This is a genomic window from Saccharopolyspora sp. NPDC003752, assembly GCF_053605825.1.
On record NZ_JBSGJZ010000014.1, the window covers coordinates 158,933 to 182,603 of the forward strand.

20 protein-coding genes are annotated in these 23,671 nt (G+C 69.2%); 11 read left to right on the forward strand and 9 right to left on the reverse strand.

All coding sequences use genetic code 11. From position 1 onward, the window contains the following. Positions 1-60 precede the first annotated feature (60 nt). Together ACWEV3_RS20270 and ACWEV3_RS20275 are read right to left on the reverse strand one after the other, a co-directional pair. Positions 61-822: an SDR family NAD(P)-dependent oxidoreductase gene (locus ACWEV3_RS20270; RefSeq protein WP_452615374.1), complete on the reverse strand. Its 762-nt coding sequence runs from the start codon at positions 820-822 to the stop codon at positions 61-63. Positions 823-868: 46 nt separating this feature from the next. Next, the gene (locus ACWEV3_RS20275) at positions 869-1,561 is read right to left on the reverse strand and encodes a DUF4386 domain-containing protein (RefSeq protein ID WP_452615375.1); all 693 of its coding nucleotides are present in this window, start codon (positions 1,559-1,561) and stop codon (positions 869-871) included. Between the two features lie 79 nt (positions 1,562-1,640). Between ACWEV3_RS20275 and ACWEV3_RS20280 the strand changes: the two genes are divergently transcribed. From ACWEV3_RS20280 to ACWEV3_RS20305, 6 genes are all read left to right on the forward strand, one after another. Beyond that, complete coding sequence (locus ACWEV3_RS20280; protein WP_452615376.1) at positions 1,641-2,180, forward strand: MarR family winged helix-turn-helix transcriptional regulator; 540 nt, start codon at positions 1,641-1,643, stop codon at positions 2,178-2,180. 114 nt (positions 2,181-2,294) lie between these two features. Beyond that, positions 2,295-3,779 carry an NCS1 family nucleobase:cation symporter-1 gene (locus ACWEV3_RS20285; protein ID WP_452615377.1) on the forward strand — a complete coding sequence of 495 codons (1,485 nt, stop codon included), beginning with the start codon at positions 2,295-2,297 and terminating at the stop codon, positions 3,777-3,779. A gap of 127 nt (positions 3,780-3,906) precedes the next feature. Beyond that, positions 3,907-4,593, forward strand: coding sequence for a GntR family transcriptional regulator (locus ACWEV3_RS20290; protein ID WP_452615378.1), 687 nt, complete (start codon positions 3,907-3,909; stop codon positions 4,591-4,593). Then, positions 4,590-5,414 (forward strand): aspartate/glutamate racemase family protein, encoded by an 825-nt coding sequence (locus ACWEV3_RS20295; protein ID WP_452615379.1) that lies wholly within the window; start codon positions 4,590-4,592, stop codon positions 5,412-5,414. The genes ACWEV3_RS20290 and ACWEV3_RS20295 overlap by 4 nt, the downstream gene beginning before the upstream one ends. Next, positions 5,411-6,940, forward strand: coding sequence for an amidohydrolase family protein (locus tag ACWEV3_RS20300; RefSeq protein WP_452615380.1), 1,530 nt, complete (start codon positions 5,411-5,413; stop codon positions 6,938-6,940). The genes ACWEV3_RS20295 and ACWEV3_RS20300 overlap by 4 nt, the downstream gene beginning before the upstream one ends. 219 nt (positions 6,941-7,159) lie before the next feature. Further along, positions 7,160-11,011 (forward strand): amino acid adenylation domain-containing protein, encoded by a 3,852-nt coding sequence (locus ACWEV3_RS20305; RefSeq protein ID WP_452615381.1) that lies wholly within the window; start codon positions 7,160-7,162, stop codon positions 11,009-11,011. Positions 11,012-11,084: 73 nt separating this feature from the next. On the opposite strand, the gene ACWEV3_RS20310 is transcribed toward ACWEV3_RS20305, so the two are convergent. Next, positions 11,085-12,080 (reverse strand): SUKH-4 family immunity protein, encoded by a 996-nt coding sequence (locus ACWEV3_RS20310; protein WP_452615382.1) that lies wholly within the window; start codon positions 12,078-12,080, stop codon positions 11,085-11,087. Positions 12,081-12,131: 51 nt separating this feature from the next. Continuing rightward, positions 12,132-13,037 (reverse strand): hypothetical protein, encoded by a 906-nt coding sequence (locus tag ACWEV3_RS20315; RefSeq protein WP_452615383.1) that lies wholly within the window; start codon positions 13,035-13,037, stop codon positions 12,132-12,134. Between the two features lie 252 nt (positions 13,038-13,289). Here ACWEV3_RS20315 and ACWEV3_RS20320 point away from each other — a divergent pair, with 252 nt between their 5' ends. Then, on the forward strand, positions 13,290-13,424 hold the full coding sequence (locus tag ACWEV3_RS20320; RefSeq protein ID WP_452615384.1) for a hypothetical protein: 135 nt from the start codon (positions 13,290-13,292) through the stop codon (positions 13,422-13,424). 202 nt (positions 13,425-13,626) lie between these two features. On the opposite strand, the gene ACWEV3_RS20325 is transcribed toward ACWEV3_RS20320, so the two are convergent. After that, positions 13,627-14,838: a cytochrome P450 gene (locus ACWEV3_RS20325; RefSeq protein ID WP_452615385.1), complete on the reverse strand. Its 1,212-nt coding sequence runs from the start codon at positions 14,836-14,838 to the stop codon at positions 13,627-13,629. 77 nt (positions 14,839-14,915) lie between these two features. Between ACWEV3_RS20325 and ACWEV3_RS20330 the strand changes: the two genes are divergently transcribed. Then, positions 14,916-15,821, forward strand: a complete 906-nt coding sequence (locus tag ACWEV3_RS20330) for a helix-turn-helix domain-containing protein (RefSeq protein WP_452615386.1) — start codon at positions 14,916-14,918, stop codon at positions 15,819-15,821. Between the two features lie 21 nt (positions 15,822-15,842). On the opposite strand, the gene ACWEV3_RS20335 is transcribed toward ACWEV3_RS20330, so the two are convergent. The 4 genes from ACWEV3_RS20335 to ACWEV3_RS20350 form a co-directional block, all read right to left on the reverse strand. Then, positions 15,843-17,621 carry a hypothetical protein gene (locus ACWEV3_RS20335; protein WP_452615387.1) on the reverse strand — a complete coding sequence of 593 codons (1,779 nt, stop codon included), beginning with the start codon at positions 17,619-17,621 and terminating at the stop codon, positions 15,843-15,845. A 40-nt stretch (positions 17,622-17,661) separates the two neighbouring features. Next, on the reverse strand, positions 17,662-17,904 hold the full coding sequence (locus ACWEV3_RS20340) for a hypothetical protein (protein WP_452615388.1): 243 nt from the start codon (positions 17,902-17,904) through the stop codon (positions 17,662-17,664). A 418-nt stretch (positions 17,905-18,322) separates the two neighbouring features. Further along, positions 18,323-19,075 carry an FAD-dependent monooxygenase gene (locus tag ACWEV3_RS20345; RefSeq protein WP_452615389.1) on the reverse strand — a complete coding sequence of 251 codons (753 nt, stop codon included), beginning with the start codon at positions 19,073-19,075 and terminating at the stop codon, positions 18,323-18,325. A gap of 156 nt (positions 19,076-19,231) precedes the next feature. Further along, the gene (locus tag ACWEV3_RS20350) at positions 19,232-20,005 is read right to left on the reverse strand and encodes an AraC family transcriptional regulator (protein ID WP_452615434.1); all 774 of its coding nucleotides are present in this window, start codon (positions 20,003-20,005) and stop codon (positions 19,232-19,234) included. Positions 20,006-20,307: 302 nt separating this feature from the next. On the opposite strand from ACWEV3_RS20350, the gene ACWEV3_RS20355 reads away from it, so the two are divergent. The 3 genes from ACWEV3_RS20355 (at position 20,308) to ACWEV3_RS20365 (ending at position 23,662) form a co-directional block, all read left to right on the forward strand. Then, on the forward strand, positions 20,308-20,553 hold the full coding sequence (locus tag ACWEV3_RS20355) for a hypothetical protein (RefSeq protein WP_452615390.1): 246 nt from the start codon (positions 20,308-20,310) through the stop codon (positions 20,551-20,553). Between the two features lie 464 nt (positions 20,554-21,017). Next, positions 21,018-21,932, forward strand: a complete 915-nt coding sequence (locus tag ACWEV3_RS20360) for an aromatic ring-hydroxylating dioxygenase subunit alpha (protein ID WP_452615391.1) — start codon at positions 21,018-21,020, stop codon at positions 21,930-21,932. Continuing rightward, positions 21,932-23,662: a Rieske 2Fe-2S domain-containing protein gene (locus ACWEV3_RS20365; protein ID WP_452615392.1), complete on the forward strand. Its 1,731-nt coding sequence runs from the start codon at positions 21,932-21,934 to the stop codon at positions 23,660-23,662. Before ACWEV3_RS20360 ends, ACWEV3_RS20365 begins: the two co-directional genes overlap by 1 nt. Positions 23,663-23,671: the final 9 nt, after the last annotated feature.

Sequence of the window (23,671 nt, forward strand, 5' to 3'; positions counted from 1 at the left end):
GGTCCTGCATGCTGGCAGCTGGCCGTCATGTCGCCGTGGGGCGGGAAGGGCTGGCCGGCATCACCCGGTGACTCGGCCGCCGGCGATGTCGATGGTGATGCCGGTCAGCCACGAGGCGGAGTCGGAGGCGAGGAACAGGGCGCTGCCTGCGACGTCGTCGGTGGTTCCCATCCGGCGCAGCGGATGCGTGGCCGCGACCTCGTCCTGCACCTCGGCGGGCATGTGGGCCGCTGTCCTATCGGTGCGGATCGCGGAGGGGGCCAGGCAGTTGATGCGGACTCCGCGCGGTCCGATCTCGGTGGCCACATGGCGGGTGAGCATTACCAGGCCGGCGTTCGCGACGCCGTAGGCGAGGTTGGCCTGGCTGGGCCGGCGCCCGGCGGCCGAGGACATGGTGATGATGCAGCCCTGCTCGCGCTCCAGCATTCCCGGCAGGAACGCCTGAACGGTCAGGAACGTCGAGGTGAGGTCGGCGTCGATGACCTGGCGCCAGCGCTGCTCGCTGAGTTCGGTTGTCGGCACGGGAAAACCCTGTCCGCCGGCGAAGGCGGCGAGTACGTCGACCGGGCCGAGCCGGGTTTCGGTCTGCCGACGCAGGTGCTCCAGCGCGGCCGCGTCGGTGACATCGGCGGTTTCGCTGATGGCGATGCCGCCGCTTTCGGTGATGCGGGCGGCGACGTCGGCCAACGCGTCCTCGTCGCGGCCCACGACGCAGACCTGGGCTCCCTGGGCGGCGAAAGCATGGGCGGTCTGCGCTCCGATACCTCGTGACCCGCCGGTGATCAGGACGGTTTTGCCTTTCAGTTCCGGGTAGGTGGCCATGTCGGAGGCTCCTGGGGTTTGGGGTAGGTGGGCTGGTAGCGGTGGGTCATTGGTGGTGGGATCGGCGGGTGCGCGGCAGCAGAACGGCGGCGAGCACCAACCAGATGAGGCCGCCGAAGCGGACGACCGGCAGCAGGTACGCGAAACCGTCGAGCAGCAGGGCGAGGGTGGAGAGCATGCCGGCGACGGCGAGCACCAGTCCTGCCCAGCTCACCGCGCGCGGCAGCAGCCCGGTGAGCAGTCCTGGCACCGACACGCCGGCGATGAGCAAGGCGAACATCACCGAGTAGGCGGGTCCGCCGGCGAGGAACGACAGGTCGGCCAAGGCGCGGGCCAGTGCGGGGCCGGCGTCTGCGGACAGGCGGCCGCTGCTCCATCCGAACATCGCGCTCAGCACCAGGGCGTTGGCCGCCAGCACGCCACCGACGAGGGTGATCGCCGAGCCGGGCGCGGTGATGCCCAGCGCCCGCAGCCGCCGGTAGAGCACTGCGGCGGTCAGCGCCAGCGGCACCCCGGAAGCGAAGAGCAGAAAGGCGCCCAGCTCGATGCTGGCGCCGTGGTCCTGGACGTAGGCGAGGACTTCCAAGCCCGGCGCGTCGGGATGCGGGGTGGACCGGTTGACGACGACGTAGCCGATGGTCAGCACGGCGAAGGCCAGTACCGGGGCCAGCAGCGGCGGGCCGGCCTGGGGGCGGCGCGCAGAGCGGTCGAGGCGCGGCGAGGCGGGTGTGGTTGTCATGACGTCTCCTCCGGTGAGTTCATCTACGAACAATAATGATTACAACTCTGAACGATTGTCAAGGTGGTATCATTCGTGCATGGCTACGAATGGTGTCGATGGGAGTCCGCAGCCCCAAGAAGGGGGAGCTGCTTTCTTGCTGGCGCAGCTGGGGGCGCACGCGGCGGAGCTGTTCGCGCAGCGGATCGAACGGCTCGACCTGACGCCCGCGCAGGCCGGTCTTCTGCGCCTGCTGGACAGGGCGCCCGGCCGAAGTCAGCGCCAGCTCGCCGAGATCCTGGGAATGCCGCCGAGTCGTTTCGTGCCGTTCGCGGACGGTCTTGAGGCGCGCGGACTCCTCGAACGCCGCAAGAACCCCGGCGACCGGCGTCTTTACGCGCTATTCCTCACCGACGAGGGCGTGGAGCTGCTGTCCAGGCTCCGTGCGGAAGCCACTGCCCACGAGAAGCAGTTCTGCACGGCGCTCGCTCCGTCCGAACATCAGCAACTGACCGCGTTGCTCCGGCGGTTGGCTCAGCAGCAAGGACTCACCCCGGGCGTCCACCCCGGTTACCGGTCGATGCGGACCAGTGGTGCACCCGCGGCGGGCCGCCCAGCGCCCGACGAGCCGAGCGCCTGACTGCGAGCACGTTTCGCCGGAATCCGGACGAAATGCGCATCCGTCATTGTGCGGCATCTGGGATCCCAGTACGGTATCCCAACATTGCCCCGGAGTCGGACGTAAGGAGTCGCTGTGCGCTGTGACTCGGCATCCCTGCGAGAACTCGATCCCTCTGGCCGGCTCTACAACGAGGACCTCGCGCCCGCGGCCGAGCGGAAGTGGAAGACGTACAACTTCTTCGCCGTGTGGATGTCTTCGGTCCACAACATCGGCACTTACACGTTCGTGGCCGGGATGTTCACGCTCGGGCTCAACGGGTGGGAAGTCCTCGCCTCGATCCTCATCGGCACCGGGATCCTGTTCGTCGGCATGAACTGGGCCGGGAAGATGGGCCAGGAGACCGGCGTCCCGTTCCCGGTCATGGCCCGCATCAGCTTCGGCGTCTGGGGAGCGAACCTCCCCGCGCTCGTCCGGGCCGTCATCGCGATCTGCTGGTACGGCATCCAGACGTACCTAGCGAGCATGGCGGTCGTCGTGCTCCTCCTCCGCATCGCCCCCGATCTGGAGCGCTTCCAGCACCAGTCCTTCCTCGGCCTCTCCTACCTCGGGTGGGCGTGCTTCCTCCTCCTGTGGGCACTCCAGCTCATCGTCATCACACGGGGCATGGAGGCCGTCAGGCGATTCCAGGACTGGGCCGGCCCGATCATCTGGGTCGTCATGCTCGTGATGGCCGTCTGGCTGTTCGCCGCGGCCGGGTGGCACATCCCCATGGACCTCTCGGTGCACCCGCTCGATGGCGGCGAGGCATTGCGCGGCGTCCTCACCGGCGCGTTCCTCCTCGTCGCGACCTACGCGACGATGCTCCTCAACTACTGCGACTTCACGCGCTTCGCGAGGTCCGGCCGCGATGTCGTGCGCGGCAACTTCTGGGGCATCCCCGTGAACTTCGCGGCGTTCGCAGCCATCAGCATCACGATGACGATCAGCACCGTCGTCGTGTTCGGGGACGCCATCACGGACCCAGCGCTCATCATCGCCGAGGTGCCGCACACCGCCGTCCTCATCGTCGGGGCGCTCATGTTCATCGTCGCGACCATCGGCGTGAACGTCGTGCTGAACTTCGTCTCCCCGGCGTTCGACCTCGCGAACGTGTGGCCCAAGCGCATCACGTTCAAGCGCGGCGGCGTGATCAGCGCCGTCCTCGCCCTGCTCGTCATGCCGTGGAACCTCTACTCGAACCCGGTCGTGGTGAACTACTTCCTCGGCGGGCTCGGCGCGTTCCTCGGCCCGCTGTTCGGCATCATGGCGGCCGACTACTTCCTCGTCCGCAAGGGCGTCGTGAACATCCGCGAGCTCTACCGCGCGAACGAGTCCGGGGAGTTCTACTACCGTCGCGGCGTCAACCCCCGCGCACTCGCGGTGTTCATCCCCACCGCGGCCGCGTCCGCCATCCTCGCCCTCGTGCCCGCGTTCACGGCGGTCGCCTCGTTCTCATGGCCGATCGGCGTGGTCACCTCGGCGGTGGCGTACTACTTCGTCGCACGCACGACGGCGGTCGGCGCGCCGTCCGGAATGAGCGAACGAGAAGAACTCGCCGGGGAGCCTTCCGCGGACTGATCCCGGCTCACCGGCTACGACATGGACACGAGGCCGAACGTGGGGACACGGCCGAGGAGCGTGGTCGAATGGGGCCAGAACCGCATGCGCTGCTCATCATGCGCAAACCGACCCGAGGGGAGAAGCCATGGCACGGCCGGCCGAGGAGCCGCAGCGTGACCGACCGCTGCGCGAAGTGATCCGCGATACGCTGCGGATCCGCATCTTCGAAGGCCACTACGCGCCGGGCACGCGGCTCATCGAGCGCGACCTCGCCGCCGAGTTCAACGTCTCCCGGCTCCCGGTGCGCGAAGCGCTGCGGATGCTGATCCAGGAGGGCCTGGTCGCCGAGCGGGCCTCGCGCGGCTCTGTGGTCGCCCGGCTGAGCGACAAGGATGTCGAGGACCTGTTCGACGTCCGGCTTTCGCTCGAGGTGCTGGCCTGCCGGCTCGCTGCCCAGCGGGCCACGCCGGAGGACATCGCGAGGCTCGATGCGCTCCTCGACCGGGCTGCGGACGCCTTGGCTCGCGGCAGCATCAACGAGGCGCATCGGGCCAACAGCGAGTTCCACGACGAGGTCACGCGGATCGCCGACAACGGCTTCCTCCGCGCGGCGCTGGAGCCCCTCCAGGGCCGGATGCACTGGCTCTTCCGTCATGTCACGGACTTGCCCGAGCTCGTGCAAGAGCACCGCGATCTCCTCGCGGCGATCGCGAGCGGCGACCTGGAGCGGGCGGCGGCCCAGTCGGCGCACCACATCGGCAAGTACAGGGAGCAGTACCCGGAAAGCGGCTTGAGCCCGCGCGAGCCGGCCCGAACCGAGGAACCACTATGAGACTTCTGGTCGTCAATCCGAACATCAGCGACGACGTCACCGAGCTGATCCGCGCCGAGGCGGAACGTTCGGCGGCCCCCACGACCGAGCTTCTCGTGCGCACCGCCGCCAGCGGCGTCGAGTACATCGAGACCCGTTTCGAGTCGCTGATCGCGGCGGGCGCCGTCGCGGAGCTCATCGCCGAGCACCGCGACGTGGACGGCGTTGTCGTCGCCGCGTTCGGAGATCCGGGCATGCCCGCGCTCAAGGAGCTCGTGGACGTGCCCGTCATCGGCATCACCGAGGCGGCGCTGTGCGCGGCGGCCCTCCAGGGCCACCGCTTCTCGATCATCGCGATCTCGGACCGCATCACGGCGTGGTACCGGGATTGCGTCGAGCGCTTCGGCTTCGGGAGTCGCCTCGCGTCGATCCGTTCGATCAAGGAGGCGCTGCGCGGGATTGGCACCGTCCAGGCCGATTTCCGTCCCACCCTCGTCGAGCTCGCGCGGCTCGCGGTCGTAGAGGACGGCGCCGACGTCGTGATCCTCGCGGGCGCGCCGCTCGCAGGGCTCGCCCGCGATGTCGCCGCCGATATCCCCGTTCCCGTCGTGGACGGCATCGGGGCGGGGATCCGGCTCGCCGAGGCCATCGTCGAGCTCAACCCCGGGCCGCACCGGGCCGGTTCGTTCGCGGCCCCGCCGCCCAAGCCGCGCTCCGGCCTGAGTCCGGCCCTCGACGCCGCACTCGAGGCCGCCCAGCTCGCGGCACACCCAGCGGCGCCCGCGTCCGCTGGCTCTCAGGCCGTTACCGCGGCCGCTTCGACCGAAGGGAGGGCCCGTTGAAGGCCGATCTCGTGATTGCGCACGGTCTTGTCGTCAACTCGTTCGGCACGCGAGCCGCGCACGTCGTCGTCGACAGCGGGCGCGTGACCGCCGTCCTCGACGCGTTGGAGCCCGTGCCCGCCGCCGAGCGCGTCATCGACGCGGCGGGTCGCGCCGTCATCCCGGGCGGCGTCGACGGACACTGCCACGTGGCCCAGGTGACCGGTCGCTACCGCACGCTCGACGACTTCGCGATCACGTCGACGGCTGCCCTGTGGGGCGGCACGACGACGATCCTCGACTTCGGCATCCCACGTGACGCCGGCGAATCCCCGCTAGAGGCCGCGAAGCACAAGCTCGCCCTCGCCCGCGAGGCCCGCTGCGACGTCGCGCTCCACGGCTCGGTCATCGAATGGGACGAGACCGTTCCGGCCCAGCTCGAGGAGCTTGCGGAGCTCGGCATCCGCTCGGTCAAGATGTACATGACGAACCGCGGCTCGACCATGGCGGACAACGACACCGTCCTCAAGGTCATGCGGGAGATGGTGCGCCTCGACGGCCTGACCTACATCCACGCCGAGCACGACGCCGTGATCGTCGACTGCACCCAGCGGCACGCCGAGGCCGGACGGACCGGGATCGCGCACCTCCACGAGACCCGCCCCGAGCTCGCCGAGGAGGCCTCGGTGCACGAGGTCCTCGCGATGGCCGAGCACACGGGCGCCCCGGTGTACTTCGTCCACCAGTCCACGCCCGGCGCCGTCGACCTGGTCGCGGAAGCCCGGGCGCGCGGGCTCGACATCCACTCCGAGACCTGCCCGCACTACCTCGTGCTCGACGACGGGGTGTACTCCTCGCGCTTCCCCGAGTGGTTCGCGTGCTGCCCGCCGATGCGGGCGCCCGAAACGGTGGCGGCGCTGCGCGAGCGCTTCGCGGACGGCTCGATCCACGCGGTCGCGAGCGACCACTCGTGCTACGACCTCTCGCAGAAGCGCGAGCGGTCTGACGACATCCGGCAGATGCCGCATGGGCTTCCCGGTGTCGAGACCCGCATGCCGGTCGCGTTCACGGCTCTCGCGGAGGCGACGGGGGCGTTCGGCTCGCCGTCGGGAACGGACGACGCCGGGGCCGCGACCCCGCCGCTGCCCGGGCTGCTGGAGCGTTTCGTCGAGCTGTTCTCCTCGGGGCCGGCCCGCATCAACGCGCTTCCCGGCAAGGGCGCCATCACACCGGGCTACGATGCCGATCTCGTCGTCTTCGACCCAGCCGAAGTCCGCGCCGTCGACGGCCCGGCTTTGCACATGGGCACGGACTTCTCGCCCTTCGAGGGTCACGAGCTCCGCGGCTGGCCGCAGATCGTCGTGGCAGGCGGCCGCGTGGTGCTCGACGAACAGGGCTTCCACGACCCCGGGCCGGTCGGCCGCTTCGTAGCGCGCCTCGGCTACCGCGAGGCGGCCGCGCTCGAGTTCCCCGGTGCTCCGCCGGCCGAGGCGCGGGGAGAGTTCGCCACCGCTGTCGGCCCACACGCTTCGCAGGAAGGCGAGTGACCCTGGTCGACACGCAGCACTTGACAGTGATGACCGCGGGTTGCGGCGTGCCGAAGGTGTTGTGCTGCAAGCGAAAGACGCAGAGCCCCGTGCCCGACCCCCGCGAGCTGGAGGTCATCACCCGGGAACGTGATCTGCAGGATTACAGAGGGTCATTACCCCTGGCGCGCAGGTCGTAGCGCTGTGTGATCTTGCTGTTCCCGTGGTACGCAGCGTGCCATGCCTAAGGAGATCGACCGCGGAACATTGCCGCTGACGGCTGCCCAGAGGGGGGTGTGGTTCGCCCAGGAATTCGATCCGGCCAACCCCATTTACCGGGCCGCGGAAGCGGTGGAGATCGACGGCCCGGTGGATGTCGCGCTGCTTGAGGCCGCGTTGCGCCAGGCCGTTGACGAGACGGAAGCGGTGCGGGCCCGATTCGGTGGCGACGGCAGCGGGCGGGTCTGGCAGGCGATCGAACCGTTGCTCGACTGGACGCTGCCGGTGGTGGATCTGCGCGGGGCCGCCGATCCGGCCGCGGCCGCCGACGAGTGGATGTGGGCCGATCTCGGCACGCCGGCGGACCTCCGCCGCTCGCCGCTGTTCTCGTTCGCCTTGCTGCGGACCGGGCAGCAGCGGTTCACCATCTACCTCGGACTGCACCACATCATCTTGGACGGCTACGGCTTCTCGCTGTTCATCCAGCGGGTCGCGGAGCTCTACACGGCGGCCGAGGAGAAGCACCCCGCTCCGCCGTGCCCGTTCGGCTCACTGGCGCAGATCCTGGCCGACGAGGCCGAATACGAGGCATCCGAGCGCTTCACCCGCGATCAGCGGTACTGGGCGGAACAACTGGCCGACTGGCCTGCGGCGCGCCGGTCGCTTCGGCCGTCGTCGATCGTGCCGCACACCTTCCTCCGGGAGACCGGTCATGTCACCCCGGCGGACACCGAGGGCCTGCGGGCGCTGGCGCGGCAGGCGCGCACGGGCCTGCCGTCGGTCGCGATGTCCGCGCTGGCGCTGTACGTGCATCGGTTGGCGGGCGACGACGAGGTCACGCTGGACCTGACCGTGAACGGCCGGTCGGGCAGCGTCGCGCGCGGCGTTCCGTCGATGGTGGCCAACGTGCTGCCGCTGCGCACCCGGATGACGCCGTCGACCACCGTGGCGGAGCTCGTGCGCACCACCGCGAACAGCGCGAAGGCCCTGCTGCGCCACCAGCGCTACTCCTCGACGCACCTGGTGCGCGATCTGGGGATCGGCCAGCACCGCGGGGGATACCTCGGCGACTGGGGCATCAACATCATGACCCACGACGCGCAGCTCCGGTTCGGCCGCCATCCCGCGGTGCTGCGCAACTTGTCGAACGGTCCGGTGACGGGCCTCGGTGTCAACGTCTACGACAGGCCCGCCGATGGATCACTGCGGATCGACTTCAACTCGGATCCGGCCAAGTACGACGCCGCGACCACGGCCGCGCACCACCGCCGTTTCCTCGCGCTGCTGCACGCGCTGGCGACCGCTGATCCGGAGCAGCAGGTGGGCGCGATCGACATGCTGTCCGCGGAAGAGCGCGAACTGGTCCTGAACACGTGGAACGACACCCGGCAGGAGATGCCGGCCACGACGTTGCCGGAACTGTTCGAGGCCCGAGTCCGTGCGGCGCCCGATGCCACCGCGCTGGTCTGCGGCTCGACGATGTTGTCCGCCGCCGAGCTCAACACCCGCGCCAATCGCCTGGCGCACCTGCTGATCGCACGTGGCGCGGGTCCGGAGACGCGCATCGCGCTGGCGTTGCCGCGCACCGCCGATTACATGGTCGCGGTGCTGGCGGTGCTCAAGGCCGGCGCGGCGTGCGTGCCGCTCGATCCGAGCCATCCACCCGCCCGCATCGCGACGCTGCTCTCGGACACCCGGCCGCTCCACGTGCTCACCACCGCGGCGATCAGCGCGACCCTTCCGGCCGAGCATCCGCTGCTGCTGCTCGACGACGTCGGGATCGGCCGGCAGCCCGGCACCGATCCGGTCGGCACCCACCGGCCGGATCACGCGGCGTACGTCAGCTTCACCTCCGGCTCGACCGGCAGGCCGAAGGGAGTGGTCGTCGAGCACCGCCACCTCGCCAACCTCTTCCACGACCACCAACGCGAACTGATCGCCCCGGCAGGGCGACGACTGCGTGCGGCGTTGACCGCGTCGTTCTCGTTCGACACCGCTTGGGAGGGTTTGCTGTTCCTGGCCGCAGGCCAGGAAGTCCACCTCGTCGAGGACGCGGTGCGCCTCGACCCGGCCGCACTCGTGCGCCACTTCTCGCAGCATCGGATCGACTTCGCCGACCTCACCCCGTCCTTCCTCCGCCTCCTGCTGGCCGAAGGCCTGTTGTCCGGACCGGAGAAGTTCCCGTGGCTGCTGATGGTCGGCGGCGAAGCGATCGATCCCGCGCTGTGGTCGACGCTGCGCGACTGCCCCGGTGTCGAGGCTTGGAACTACTACGGGCCGACGGAGTCCACAGTGGATGCCGTGTACTGCCGCATCGAGGGCGACCGACCGGTCATCGGCCGTCCTGGGCACAACGTCCGGGCCTACGTCCTCGACCGCGTGATGCGCCCCCAGCCGCCACTCGTGCCCGGCGAGCTGTACCTGGCTGGTGACCAGGTCGCCCGCGAATACCTGGACCAGGAGGAGCTGACCGCGCAGAGCTTCCTGCCCGATCCTTTCGGGCCGCCCGGCGCGCGCATGTACCGCACCGGCGACGTGGCCCGATGGACGGCGGACGGCATGCTGGAATACCTCGGCCGCACCGACGAGCAGGTCAAGGTCCGAGGCGTCCGCATCGAGCCGCGCGAGATCGAGGCGGTGCTCACCGCGCATCCACGAGCCGCCGAGGCAGTGGTGACGACGACGACGTCCGCCGAGCCCGAGCTGGTCGCTTACGTGGTACCGGGTCCAGGCCCGGTCGACGCGGCGGAACTCCGGTCGTGGACGGCGAAACGACTGCCCACCGCGATGGTGCCCGCATCGTTCGTCCTGCTCGACGAGCTGCCCCTGACGGTGCACGGCAAGCTCGACCACTCCGCCCTGCCCGCCGCCGACATCCGCCCCGGTCGTCCTGCCCGCACCCCCCGCGAGGAGCAGCTGTGCGCCCTGTTCGCCGAGGTGCTCGGCGTCGGGGAGGTCACCATCGACGACGATTTCTTCGAACTGGGCGGGCAATCGCTGCTCGCCGCCGAACTCGTCACCCGCCTCCGCGCCGACCTGGGAACCGAGGTGGCCCTCGGCGTCGTGTACGAGGCTCCGACCGTGGCCGACCTGGTGCGCCTGCTGGATCGCGAAACGTCGTCGAACGCGTTCGAGACGCTGCTTCCGTTGCGTGCCAACGGTTCTCGACCGCCGCTGTTCTGCGTGCACCCGGTGGGTGGGCTGAGCTGGTGCTACGCCGGCCTGCCGCGGCACCTGCCCGAGGACGTTCCGGTCTACGGCCTGCAGTCCGGCGGACTGACCCGGCCTGACGAGCTGCCCTCGTCGTTCCGCGAGATGATCGACGGCTACGTGCGCCAGATCCGCTCGGTGCAGCGGACCGGGCCGTACCACCTGCTGGGCTGGTCGCTCGGCGGCGCATTGGCGCACGCGGTCGCCACCCGCCTGCAGTCCGACGGCGAGCGCGTGGCGTTGCTCGCTCTGCTCGACGCGCGGCCGGTCGACCCGCAGGAACAGCGAGCCGCGCCCAAGCGCGAGGACGTCCTGTCGTTGTTGCTTCAGGCGGCGGGTCTGCCGCCTGACGCCGAGGCGCACCTCGCGTTGGGGGAGGAGCAACTGACGGCGCTCACCACCGTTCTCGTCCACGCCGCCACGCTGCTGCCGACCTACACCGAGTCCGTCTTCGACGGGGATCTGCTGTACTTCCGCGCGACCCGGGCCGACCAAGTCACCGACGGTGGCGCGTGGCGGTCGCGGATCACGGGTGAGGTGATCTCCCACGACATCGATTGCACCCACCACACCATCACGCAGGCCGAACCGATGGCCGTCATCGGCAGGCTGATCGCAGACCGCCTGCAGTGGGAGCCAGCGGCAGCCACCACGTCACCGTAGCGGGCCGCGAGGCTCGTGCGGTGGTCGACGAGGCGCTCTCGCTGCTCCCACTGCTACAGCTGGTTTGCGCGCCTCACGCGTCGACGAAGGTGGTCCCCACGTCGATCAGTTGCTCGACCACGTAGGCCGGATCGAGCAGCACCTCGGGGGTGTGGATGCCGGGCGCCACCGCATCGCCGCGCAGCCCGAGCAATCGTTCGACGCCCAGGGCGAGGCCGAGCGAGGTCAGCGGGCGCTGGCCGCCCGGGTGGACCACGTACCGGTTGATGCTCAGCGGTGCGCCCGTCGGGCCCACCCCTTCGAGATCGATCCGAACTTCGACGGACGGACCCTCGCCACGGCGCGAACCCGCGGATTCACCGACCGCGAAGGCGAATTCGACGTTCGGCGCGCCCGTCGCGAACGCCAGACTGGTCACGTCGAGGATCGGGATGGCCTGGCCGGTGACCGCGGTGCCGTCGAGGCTGCGCAGCTCCACCTGCGCCTCGGCCGCGCCGACCCAGGCGAACACGCCGTCGCGCCGCGCGTAGCCGGCCGAGGTGACCTCCGCCCAGCGCTCCAGATCCGCGAGCCCCGCGGGCCCGGCGTCGAGCGCGGTGGCCTTCGGCGCCCGGCGGACCATGCCCGAGGCGCCGTCCAGGCAGAGCACGCCTTCGATCCATTCGCCCAGGAGGTAGAACGGGCCTCCACCACCGGGGAGTTCGGCGCCTTGAGACTGCTCCCAGTCGACTTCCTTTAGTCCTGTCGCCGTCAGCGGCAGGGTGTTGAGGCCGAAGAAGAACTCGATCTCGGGGAAGCCGACTTCCTGCAGGAAGTCTCGTGAGGACTGATGGGTGAGGCTGTCCGGGATGCGGGAGCCGGTCAGCCTGTGCGTGCGGTCGGCGCCGAAGACCGCACGCAGGCGCTCGTAGGTGGGTCGGCAGTCGTCTTCACGGTAGGGGCGGGTGGCGATGCAACCGTGTGGGGCGAGCATCGGCAGCGCAAAGGCCGTTGCCGGGGAAGGCGCCGTACGCGCGCCGCTCTCCGGTACGGTCACGGCGTAGAGGCCCTGAGTTCCGCCCAGCACCACGACATCCCGAACCGCGGCTGCGGCGTTCACCCCGGGGATGCGCAGCGTGAGTCAGTGCTCGTCCGTGGCCGAAGCCCGGGAACTGCGTAGATCCACCTTGTTCCAGCCGGTGTCCGCTTCCCAGACGGGTGCGCGTGCCGGCGTCGCACCCTGCGACTCGCCAGGTGAATCGGCCGGGGTCCCGGTCAGGGCGTTCCACAGCCGCCGGGTGCCGGTGCTCCCTGTGCTCTCCACCAGGACCGCACCAGGCGCGGCCGCCAGGGACTCGACCTCTCCGACGTGATCGGGTGAAGGGGTGAACTGGCCTCCTCGCCGCCAGTGAGCCCATTCCGTTCGCCAGGGAAGGTCGACGGCTCGGTCGAGGGCTTGTGCCGCCTCAATGTCGTTGCGGCACATGGCGTTGCGGTGCAGGAACGCGATCCACTCCTCGTGCGAATCCGGTGCGACGCCCAGCTTGTCGAGGTAGTGGATATCCGCGGCGAGCGATCCCGCGGGTATTCCGTCGGGAAAGGCAAGCGGAAGTGGCTCCAGCAGGGCGGTTCGATCACAGGCGGCCAAGACGCGCGGGTCGGCGATCACCTGCTCGAAATTCCCCGCTCGGGCCGAATGAGCGGGCAGCGCGCGTTCCGCATACGTGGCGAGCGGTCCTGGCGGCAGTTGGTGCAGCGCTGCCACGATTCGGTCGTTCAGTTCCCGTCCTTCGTCCGCCATGGCGCGACGGATGCGGTGCGCGCATCCCTCGTGGAGGAAGCGGGCCGCATCACCGTCGAGCGACAGCGAACCGAGTTCCGCGGCGATGCCCCGCACTTGCTCGACGTTGAGGTCAACGCCGATGATTTCGCCCAGCGCGCACCATTCCTCAAGACGCAGGGTGCGAAGTTCCGCCTGCGCCAGGGTCCGGAGGGCAGCGCTTTCCGCGGTTCCCGGATCGGGGAGCGGCGGGTTCTCCTCCCGCATCGCCCCGGCACCGTCGAGGGAAATGGACGGGGCGTTCTCCGGCACCGGTGCGACAGCGGAATCCACCTCCGCGATCAGCCGGACGCCGGTGCGGGCGGCGCCGGCGCCGAGTGACCAGACGACGGACCGCATGACGCGGCCAGGTTCGGACGAGGTCCGCACGCTGCCCGCCAGATGCACATTGCTCACTGCGACGATCCGCCTGATCTTGGCACGTCGCAGCGCGTTGGCGTACTGGACGGGGTTGCGCTCGTGCAGGTCGTGCGGGACGTCCAGCAGCTCGACGATCTGGAGGAAGACCTGCTCGGCCGAGAGCCCTGCCGCATCGACCAGGAGGATCTCATCGGACCGGGAATCCAGGGACCGCAACAGGCGGGTCTTCCCTGAACCGGCCGCCCCGGTGAGGAAGACGAACCCGCTCGCCTGGGCCGCACCCTCGACCCATTCCTGCACTCCTTGGCAGGGCGATGTGCCGCCTGATTTCCCCGGTTCGAGGTCCGTCATGCTTCGCCTTTCAAGTATTGCCGTCGGGGTGGCGCCACCACACGGCCCGTGCTTCCCGTCCACACCACCGAGCTCAGGTCGAGGTTCACCGCACCTCCCATTGCACGGGGAGTTCGGCTGGGCCGCGCAGCGCGGTACCGACCTGGCTGGTGATGCGAGCGCGTTCGGTGGCGTTGTCCCGAATTCGCAGGCCGGGGAGGCGGCGTAGCAGGATCGAAAGGGCCGTTCTCAGCTCTGCCAGGGCGAGCCAGGTGCCGGCGCAGGTGTGCGGTCCTTGGCCGAATGCCAGCATGTCCGCCGCTCGTCGGGTGATGTCGTAGCGATGGGGGTTCGGGTAGGCGGCGGGATCGCGCAGAGCCGCGTTGATGGAGAAGATCATCGGGGTGGACGCGGGGATCTCGATTCCCCGCCACGTGGTGCTTTCCGGGCAGATGCGGGGTAGCAGGCCGACCGGAGGTTCCCATCGCAGGCCTTCCCAGATCGCCCACTGCACGTGCTCGTCCGGGGCTGAGCGGACCAGGTCGAGCTGGCCGGGATGGGTCAGGAGGGCGACCAAGGTGTTGGCGAGCGCCAGCATCGTGGTGTCGGCCCCGGCGGGGAAGAGCAGTCGCAGGAATGCCAGCACCTGGTCGTCATCGAGCCGTTCGCCTTCGGCGGTCGCGGTGACCAGCGTGGACATCAGGTCGTCACCGGGGTTGCGGCGGCGGTGTTCGAGGATCGGCGTGAGGTACTCGGTGAACTCCTGCGAAGCCGCCAAGGCGGAGTCGGGATCGAACGGGTAGCAGAACAGGTCGTGAGCCCAGCGCCGGACGATGTCTTCGTCCTCGACCGGGAGCCCGAGCAGTCGGCTGATGACCAGCACCGGGTACCGGGTCGTGAACTCGGCGACCAGGTCCGCCTCGCCGTGGTCTGCGAAGCGGTCGATGAGTTCGTGGGCGAGCGGTTCGAGCACCGGCTCGATGTGCCGGGCGACTTCGCCACGCCGGAACGGCGGTGACGCGATGGCGCGGTTGATCCGGTGCTCACGCCCGGACATGCACTGCAGGGTCTTGCCGAGCACGGGCCCGGTCGTCAGCGGGTAGATCGCCGAGGCGGGGAAGGTGGCCTCATCCCGGAACGCGGCACCGACCAGCTCGTGAGTGAGCAGGAGCACCGCGTGCTTTCCGGCGAACGGCACGATCGCGTACGGCTTCGCCGCGCGCAGCCCGGCGAGGATCTCGTGGAGGTCGGTGGTGTCGTCCACGGCGAAGTCGAAGCCTTCCAGGTCTGCTCCACCGGCGAGTGGCGAGGCGGTCATCGGAACCTCTTTCGCGTGCGACCCGAATATTCGTATCATCAACGCAAATAATTGTGTTCAGCAGATTAGGGGGCTGCATGGTGGTGGGCAAGGACCGATCGGCTTCGCCGCCGACGGAACGAGCGATCGCGGTGGTGGAACTGGTCGTGGAGCGGGGAGCGCCGATGACGGCCGCCGAGGTCGCCGACGAACTCGGCCTGAGCCGGTCCACCGTCGCGGCCGTGCTTTCTGCGCTCGACGAACGTGGCTGGGTGCGCCGGCTGGCGGATCTCAGCTACCAGCCGGGATCGAGGCTCGCCGGACTTGCGGCCACGGCGCGCCACTCGCTGGCGGCGCCTGCCGGGGTCGAAGAGGTGCTCCGCGCGTTGTCCCAGCGCGTGGGGTGTGGAGCGGCGTTGAGCCTGGTGACCAGAACCGAGTTGACGTTCCTGGCCGTCACCGAAGGCAACGGCAGGCTGCCGGCGGGAATCACCACCGGAACCAGTCTGCCGCTACGTGCGCCGGCCGGAGCGGCCGTGGTGGCCTTCGCCGATGAGCAGGGGCAGAGCGCGTGGTTGGCCACCGCGGCTCCCGGACAGCGCCCAGCGCTCGCCCAGGTGCTCGATCAGATTCGGGCCACTGGAACCGGTTTGTGGGGTATCGGGGCGGCCGATCCAGTCGTGCTCGACGTGCTCGCCGACGTGGTGGAGCAGCTTGCCGCTGACGCTGTTCCGCAGCACCTGCGGGGTCGCGTCCTGTCCCTGCTGGCCAGGATCAGCGGGCAGCCCTACGGATTCGCAGACCTGGGTGCCGACGAACCGCTGCCCTTGAGCTACGCGGTGGCTCCCGTCTTCGACAGTGCCGGCCGCGCGACCTGGGAACTTCAGGTCGGACCGCTGCGGGAGGCTGTCGGTCTCGCTGAACGCGAGCATTACGCCGGAGAACTCCGTCATGCGGCCGAGAAACTCAGCATGAGCCAGAAGAACCAGCCCAGCAGGCACTGACCCACGCGGCGGCGAAAGGGCTCATCGCGGCCCGTTGATCTGTTCGCGGGTGAAACTCTCGGTGGACTTCAAACCGATTCGGAACAGCCATTCTTCGAGGCCCGTGTCGGGAAATGCCCGGTTGCCCGCGGAGCCAACGGCAACCCCGCGCACCCCGCCGGCAAGCGCACCGAAAAGAACGTCACGCCCGGTGGTGCCCGGGTCCCGGCTGCCGTTCGCGATTCCAGCTGCCGACTGCGCGGCAGAGCCGGACGCGCCCTTGGCGATGTCGCGCACGCTCTCGTGGAAGACGATCGACTGCCAGGGCTTGGCGGTGCCGAAGGAGTCCCGCCAGTCGTTGTGCCGCCACACCTCTCGCAGCTTGTCGTCGAAGGTGCCATGCATGTTGAACTGGATCGCCGCCGCCCTGACTTCGTTGGACGCGGCCAGCATCCGCCGCAGCTCGTTGACCACGTCCTCGGTCTGCTCCACCTCGCGAAGCGCCACGCCCGCCGAGTCACGTGCCCTGTCGAGTGCCTGCACCGCTCCGTCGTGCTGCTCGTGCAATGCGGTCACCTGTTGGGTGGCGGCGTGGTGCTCCGTTCTGGCCTCCCGGACGGAAGTCTCCGCATCGTCCTGCCAGCGCTGGTTTCCCGATCGCTGGTAGACGGCGAGGAGGCTTTCCGCGCGCCACAGTCGCTGTTCGGCGTTGTCGACGCGGCTCCGCGCTGCTTGCAACGCCGTGTGGGCTTCCGCCCCGCCGATTTCCGCGTCCTGCAGCGCAGATCGTGCGGTGGAGAGCTTCTCGCGGGCGTCGGAGGCACGTTCGTGCGCGGCGCCCAATTCGTCGATGAGGTGGCGGTGTTCGCGCGGGTTTCCCCGCAAGCCAAGCACGCGGGCGTTGGCCCGAGCATCGTCGAGCCTCCAGATCGCCTGTTCTCGGTGTGCATGGGGGCGCGGGGCAGGCGGGTTCGGTTCCGGCGGCGTTGTGGCCTGCCGCCGACCCGGCGAGTTCCACCGCAGCGATTGCACAGCGGCGTCGATCTGACCGCTGAACGGGACGAAAGCAGGCCGCCCGTCCGGCGTGCGCAAGATCTCGCCCGAGCTGTCGACCTTCCTCTTCAGCCCACTGGCGCTCACTCCGCCGAAGACGCCCCCGACGCCGAAGCTGATCGCCGCGTTGGTGAACAGGTGCTCCGGGTTGATGTCTTTGCCCGTGATCCCCGCTGCCGTGCTGCTGGCGGCGATGTCGATGGCGAAGTCGCGGAAACCCTCGACCAGCGCGCGACCATAGCCGAAGCTGAAGCTCTCCCCCCGCCAGCTCGCCGCCGCCAGCCGCTGAACGGCGGCCCGCACCGAGGCGAGCCAACGGGTGAGCGTGGCGAGTATCTGGGCGAGCAGGGCGAGCATGCGGTTCGACTGCGCGATCAGCGTCGCGATGTACGCTTCCGCGGTCGCGATCAGTGCCGGAAAGAATGCCGCCGCGGCGATGTAGGCGATCAGTGTCGCGATCTGAATTGCGATTTCTTGGAGGATCTCCGAAATCTGCTTCTGCTGCTGCGCGTGGTGACCCAGCGCTTGCGCCATTTCTTCGCAGAAGGTGGACAGCGCGTCGATGCGCCCGGTGAGGCCGTCGGTCGCGTTGTGAAAGGCGTCCGCTGCGGGGCCGGTCCAGCCCTGCGAATGGGCAAGCCGGGAATGAAGGTCCGCTTCGTGGCTGCGCAGGGCTGCGGCGAGCGTGCTCCAGGCCTGCGCCTGCGCTCCGAGCACGGCGGGGTCGCCGGTCTTCGCCGCCGCGTCGTAGGCGGCGTCGTAGGTCATGAACCCTCTCCGTTGACCGCGTTCTGCTCGCCTTCCGAACTCATAGACCGAGGCCCAGCCTGGTGGCGGCCTGCTCGGCATGGTTCTCGGCCGACCGGTAGTCCGAGGCCTGCCGGTCCAGCGCGTCCGCGTGCCTCAACAACTCGTCCGCCTGCCCGCGCACCCCGTCGAGGACGGCCTGCACGACCGCCCAGGTCTGCGCTGCGGCCTCGTCGGATTCGGGCAGGTTCCCGTATCCGCTTTCCTGGAAGCTGCCGGCGAACTGATCACCCGAACTGCGCATGCCTTCGGCTACATCGCGGAGAGCCCTCGCCGTCCTCGCAATGTGTCCGGAGTCCACCGAAACGCGGTCCAACCTGCTGCCTCCTCATGCGCGTCGCGGTCTATCGACCGACACACCGGAAAAGGCTCCTGGAGAAGATCGTCGTGGCGCAAGCGAAAGGGGGGATGGGTGATCGTCCTAACATTCCCGCTTGCGGGCGTCGTCAATTGTTCAGCTTCTGGAAAGCAGCAATAAACCCGGCAGTTGCGGAATGTGCCTTGCGGAGATCGGCTGAGTCGGCCTTTCCGGGTACCGGTTCGTCGCCGGAGGGACGCGGTCCCCGCGAGCGAGGATCTGCTCCGCGATTTCGGGACCGATGCCACGCGAGGCGCTGGCGATGAAACGGGTTTTCGAGTGCTTCCGCCCCGCGTAGGCGTGGTCAGTTCAGCCCGGCGATGAATTCGCTGAGCAGCCGGTTCGCCGAGCCGGACTCGAACAGGCGCGCGATGTCCGCTCGGGCGATCTGATGCCGGAATTCACCTTGGTGCGAGGCGTCTCCGGCGTTGTGCACCAGTTCGGTCCACCACGTCGCGAAGGCTTGGTAGTTCCACACGTGACGAATGCACGTCGACGAGTAACTGTCGAGCAGGCTGAAATCGTGATCCTCGGTCTGGTAGTGGACTACGGCGTTGGCGAACACTTCGGCGTCGTGCAGGGCGAGGTTCATTCCTTTCGCGCTCATCGGGGGAACGATGTGGGCGGCGTCCCCGAGCAGGTACGGCCGGCCGTAGCTCATCGGGCTGTACACCACGCTGCGCAAGGGCACGAGTTTCGTGCCGACGATCGGGCCCTTGGCGGCCACGGGCTCACCGAAGCGGGTCTCGAGTTCGTCCCAGATGCGTTCGTCCGTCCACTGTGCAGTGACGCTGTCGAGCGGGCACTGCAGGTAGAACGCCGTGATCATTCGCTCGAGCGTGAGGGTGCGTGTCTCCCCGTCGACGCGGAAGTTCAGCACCGGCTCGGTCGGGACGCCGCCGACCACCCGGTCTTCGAGCCCCCACGCGCGGAACATGCGTGCCGCCCGGGTGTCGATGACCCCGGCTCGCTGTCGCTGCTCGACGTATTCACGGCTGTGCTTCTCCACGATGACGCAATCAATCCCGCGCCGCAGCAGGAAATTGCCGAGCGCCATCCGGCGACTCCCGCTCCCACGATCACCACGGTGGTGTCATCGTCCACTTCGGACGTCGCTCGGTTCGTTGGCATGCCCCCATGGTCACCCGCGCCAGGGCTGCCTGGTACCAGCATGTCGACACGATGTTCCGGAAACCCGCCAAGCCCGTGGTGGTCACCGGTCCCTGCGGCGCAGCTCCATCTGATACCGCCCAGGTGTCTGGCCGACGATGGCGGTGAATGCTTCGATGAAGCTGGTCGGGTTGGCCCACCCCAGCCGGGCGGCCGTATCGATGACCGCGGCTCCCTCGGCCAGCCTGATGAGCGCATGCTGGACCCGCAGCAGGCTCCGCCACTGGTGGAAGCTCATCCCCAGTTCGGTCTGGAACAGGCGGCTCAAGGTCCGTTCGCCGGCCCCGGCCACCCGCCCCAGCTCCGCCAACGTCAACGATGCCGCGGGATCGGCATGCAGCAGGTCCGCGACCGCACGAAGGCGATCATCGGTCGGCTCCGGAAGATGCAGCGCCTCCTCGTGGCCATCCACCAGCTCGTCCACGACCACCTCGCGAAGCCGGTCCCGCGCCTCCGGCCGAAGCTCACGACCACTGGTGAGCACCAGCAACGCCTCCCGCAGCAGCGGGGACACCGCGAACACCATCGGCTGATCCGGCAACGACGTGCACAGCGCCCCGGCAACCTCCAGCACCCGGACCTCGGTCTGTCCGTACGCGCGGTGGTAGTGCTCGAAACCCGGCGGCGTCCACGAGACCCGGTTGGCCGGGGCGACCCATGTGCCCCGCTCTGTCGTAGTGGCGAGAACGCCCGCCGAGGGATACAGCAACTGCCCCTCGGCATGACGGTGCGGCGCGATGCCGTCCCCGTGCACGAGCAGCCCCCGCTTCTCCACGATCTGCGTGACCAGAGAGGGCCTCTGGTGGATATCAGGCACGATATCGAGCCTACCGACCGGCGCGCGCTGCGCGACCTGATCACGCGCGGCACGCCGCCCGCGGCACCGGCCTGTCCGCCGTCGCCACCAACCCCACCAGAAGTCCACAGTGGAGCCGCCATGTCCGCGTAGGGCTGTGCTCATCGGCCAGCCGGCACCTATGACCTGCGGAGCCCGTGCTCCTGAAAGGAATCCCTACATGTTCGGTTCACCGCTGCGGCTCCGGAACCGGGTGAACGTAATCTCGGCCCTGCAAGAAACCGGCTAGGCCATTGTGGCCTCGTACATCAGGAGAGGTGTGTATGAAGGTGCGGCGTTCCCTCATCGCTGCTGGTCTGACCCTCGGCGCCGCCGTGGTTTCCCTTCCGCTGGCCGTCGGCTCCGCTGCCGCGTCCGGCTGGGAGACCGTCGGCGGTGGGCCCGCGGTGTATTCCTCGATGGACCAGTGCAATGCGGAGGCTGCGCAGCTCAAGGCCGACGGCACCTACAAGGACGCCAGGTGCTACGTCGGCGACAAGGGCTGGATCTTCCTCGAGGTGCTGAGCTGACGCTCGGCGCGCATCGGGGGCAGGGGCGAAGCCATTGCCCCGAAAGGCCCCCGTCGCGAACCCGATAGTCCCGGGCCCGCGTCCCGGACGTCCTGCTGCCCCGGTGTGCTGACACCGGGGCAGCATTGTGTCCGCGGTGCGTACGGGTGGTGGTGCGATCACGACCGAAACGCGCGAGCTGGTGCGGCTCGCAGAAGAGATCGGCCACGGGTCATCCCGATGTAGCAACGGGGACCGGTCTTCCCGTGGCAACGACCGGTGGGGCCCGGCCTTCTCCGGGGCCGAGCCGCGAACAGCTTGCAACAGTTTGTTTATTTTTCGGGCGGATGGTGCTAGCTTGCTGGCTGGCACCAGTTCGGGAGTGATCTGCGCCGGGTCCGTAGTCGCGTCGTCGACTTCCGGAGCGGGATGGCGTTTTCGGCCGTACCCCTCCCCTCCCGACCGTCTGTGCGAGGAGGCCGTCCATGGCTCCGGAACTCCTGGAACAACCCTGCGAAGACGAGGCCCTGCTCGACCTCTGGCACCCGCTGGGTGCCGTCGAGACGATGCCCCGGAACCGCACCTGGAAAGACCAATTGCTCGGCGTTCCGCTGACGCTGAGCAGATCGTCCGAGGGCAGGATCGCCGCGTGGCGACGGCGGGACGGCGATCCCGAGTCGGCGGCATGGCCGGCTGACGGGCCTCCCGCTTCGACCCTGCCGGTGATCGAGCGGTACGGCTACCTGTGGACGTCGCTGGGCACGCCACGCCCGTTGTTCGAGATTCCGGAGGCCGGCGAGAGAAATCGACGCGTGCTGCACGCCATCTCGGTCACGGCCCACACATCCGCACCCCGCGGCATCGAGAACTTCCTCGACATGGGCCACTTCCCGTTCGTCCACACCTCCGTCCTCGGCGCTGAGCCGCACACCGAGGTCAAGGACTACAACGTCGAGGTCTCCGTCGCCGGGGAGATCCTCGCCACGGATTGCGTGTTCTACCAGCCCAAAGCGGCTCTCGCCAGCCAGGGCGGGGCGGAGGTCGACTACGTCTTCCGGGTTCCGCATCCGCACTGCTCCGTGCTGTACAAGTCGAGCCCGGGGTCCGAGGGCCGGTTCGACGTCATCGGTCTGTTCGTGCAGGCCCTCGACCAGGAACACATCCGCGCCCACATGTGGCTGTGCCTGCTGGACGACGACCAGCCCGACTGGGCCCTGCGCCGGTTCCAGGTATCGATCTTCGGCCAGGACAAACCCATCCTGGAGAACCAGCTGCCGCGCCGCCTGCCGCTCGACCCGAGAGCGGAGACGCCGATCCGGGCCGACAAGTCCGGGGTCGCCTACCGCAGGTGGCTGGGCCAGTTGGGGGTTCGTTATGGCGTCATCCCGGGAGCCGCGTGATGCGTGAGGACCTGCTGCTGCGCGCGGAGAAGACCTGGCACCCGGTCGCGTCCGAAAGCGATCTGGTCTACCGGCACGTGTTCCACGGCCAACTGCTGGGACAGGAACTGGCCGTGTGGCGGGCCGACGACGACTACGTCAACGTCTGGGAGAACAGGTGCCTGCACCGCGGTGTCCGATTGTCGATCGCGATGAACGACGGCCGCGAGCTGAAGTGCCAGTACCACGGCTGGCGCTACGCCAACCGGACCGCGGCCTGCACGTACATCCCGGCCCATCCCGCAGATGCGCCCGCGCGGACCATCACCAATCGCACCTACCCGGTGCGCACCAGCGGCGGTCTGGTGTGGACCGCGTTGGCGGAGCCACCTGACGAGCCACCGGAACTCGGTGCGGGTCTCGTACTCCGCCCCATGCCGGTGCGGGCACGACCGGAGGACGTGTTGGCCCTGCTCTTGGAGCAGCCGCCCGCGCTCCCGAACGCCGAGCCGCCGGCGACGAGACGACGCGGGGACTTCGTCGTCGAGCTGGAAGGGGTTGGTTTCTTCGCGGTGCAGCCCACCGATGCCGATCGCGCGATCATCCGGGGAGTGCTGAGCAGCCCCGCGCCGGTGGGCGGGCGGCTGCGGCTGCTTCGGCACTTCGACCTCGCCCTGACCCGGCTTCGTGAGTTCGCCCAGGACCGGGCTGCGGAGGAACCCGCCCCTGAACCGCTCTTGCCCCGCTACGAGCCGGTCCCGAAGCACTTGGCGTCGATGCCCGCCCGCAGCGGCCACCACGAGCTGCCGACGCGGGTCCGGGTGGTACGGGTGTGGGAGGCGGGCGCAGGCGTCCGCGGCCTGGAGCTGGGGCCGGTGGGCGACGGTCCGCTCCCCAGCGGCCAGCCGGGTGCTCACCTCGACGTCGCCCTGCCCGGTGGCCTGGTCCGGCAGTACTCCCTGGTGAACGGGCCCGGTGAGACCGGGCATTACGTGATCGGCGTGAAGCTGACCGCCGACTCCGCAGGCGGATCGATATCCGTGCACGAGCGGGTGCGGAAAGGTGACGTGCTCGCGGTGTCCCTACCGCGCAACGGTTTTCCGCTGCGGCAAGACCGCGAACGCACGCTGCTGGTCGCGGGCGGAATCGGGATCACGCCGCTGCTCGCGATGGCGCAGGCATTGGAGCACCAAGGTCTCCACTACGAGCTGCACCACTTCGTCGCCCGCGAAGCCGACGTGTCCTTCGGCGACCGCCTGTCGCGGCTCGGCAACGTCCGGACCGTCATCGGCCTGGATCCGGTGGAGACCAGGGCCGAGCTGGAGCGGATCCTCCGCGCCGCGGACGATCCGGATCGCCAGGTCTACATCTGCGGGCCCCCGCCGATGCTCGACGTCGCCAGGGATGTCGCTCACCGGGCCGGCTGGCCGCGCGAGGCCGTGCACTTCGAGTACTTCCGCAACGACCAGGAGATCGACGAGAGCAGCCGTTTCGAGATCGTCCTCGCCCGGTCGGTCATGAACCTGACGGTGGAGCCCGGGCGCAGCATCTTGGAAACCGTGCGCGAGGCCGGGGTGACGGTTCCGTCCTCGTGCGAGCAGGGAGCCTGCGGTACGTGCCGGGTTGCGGTCATCGACGGCGAGCCGGACCACCAGGACGTCTACCTCGACGAGGCCGAAAGGGCGGCCGGAGGCTCGATCATGACGTGCGTCTCCCGGTCGCTCACCCCCCAGCTGACCCTGGACCTGTGAGGAGTTCGC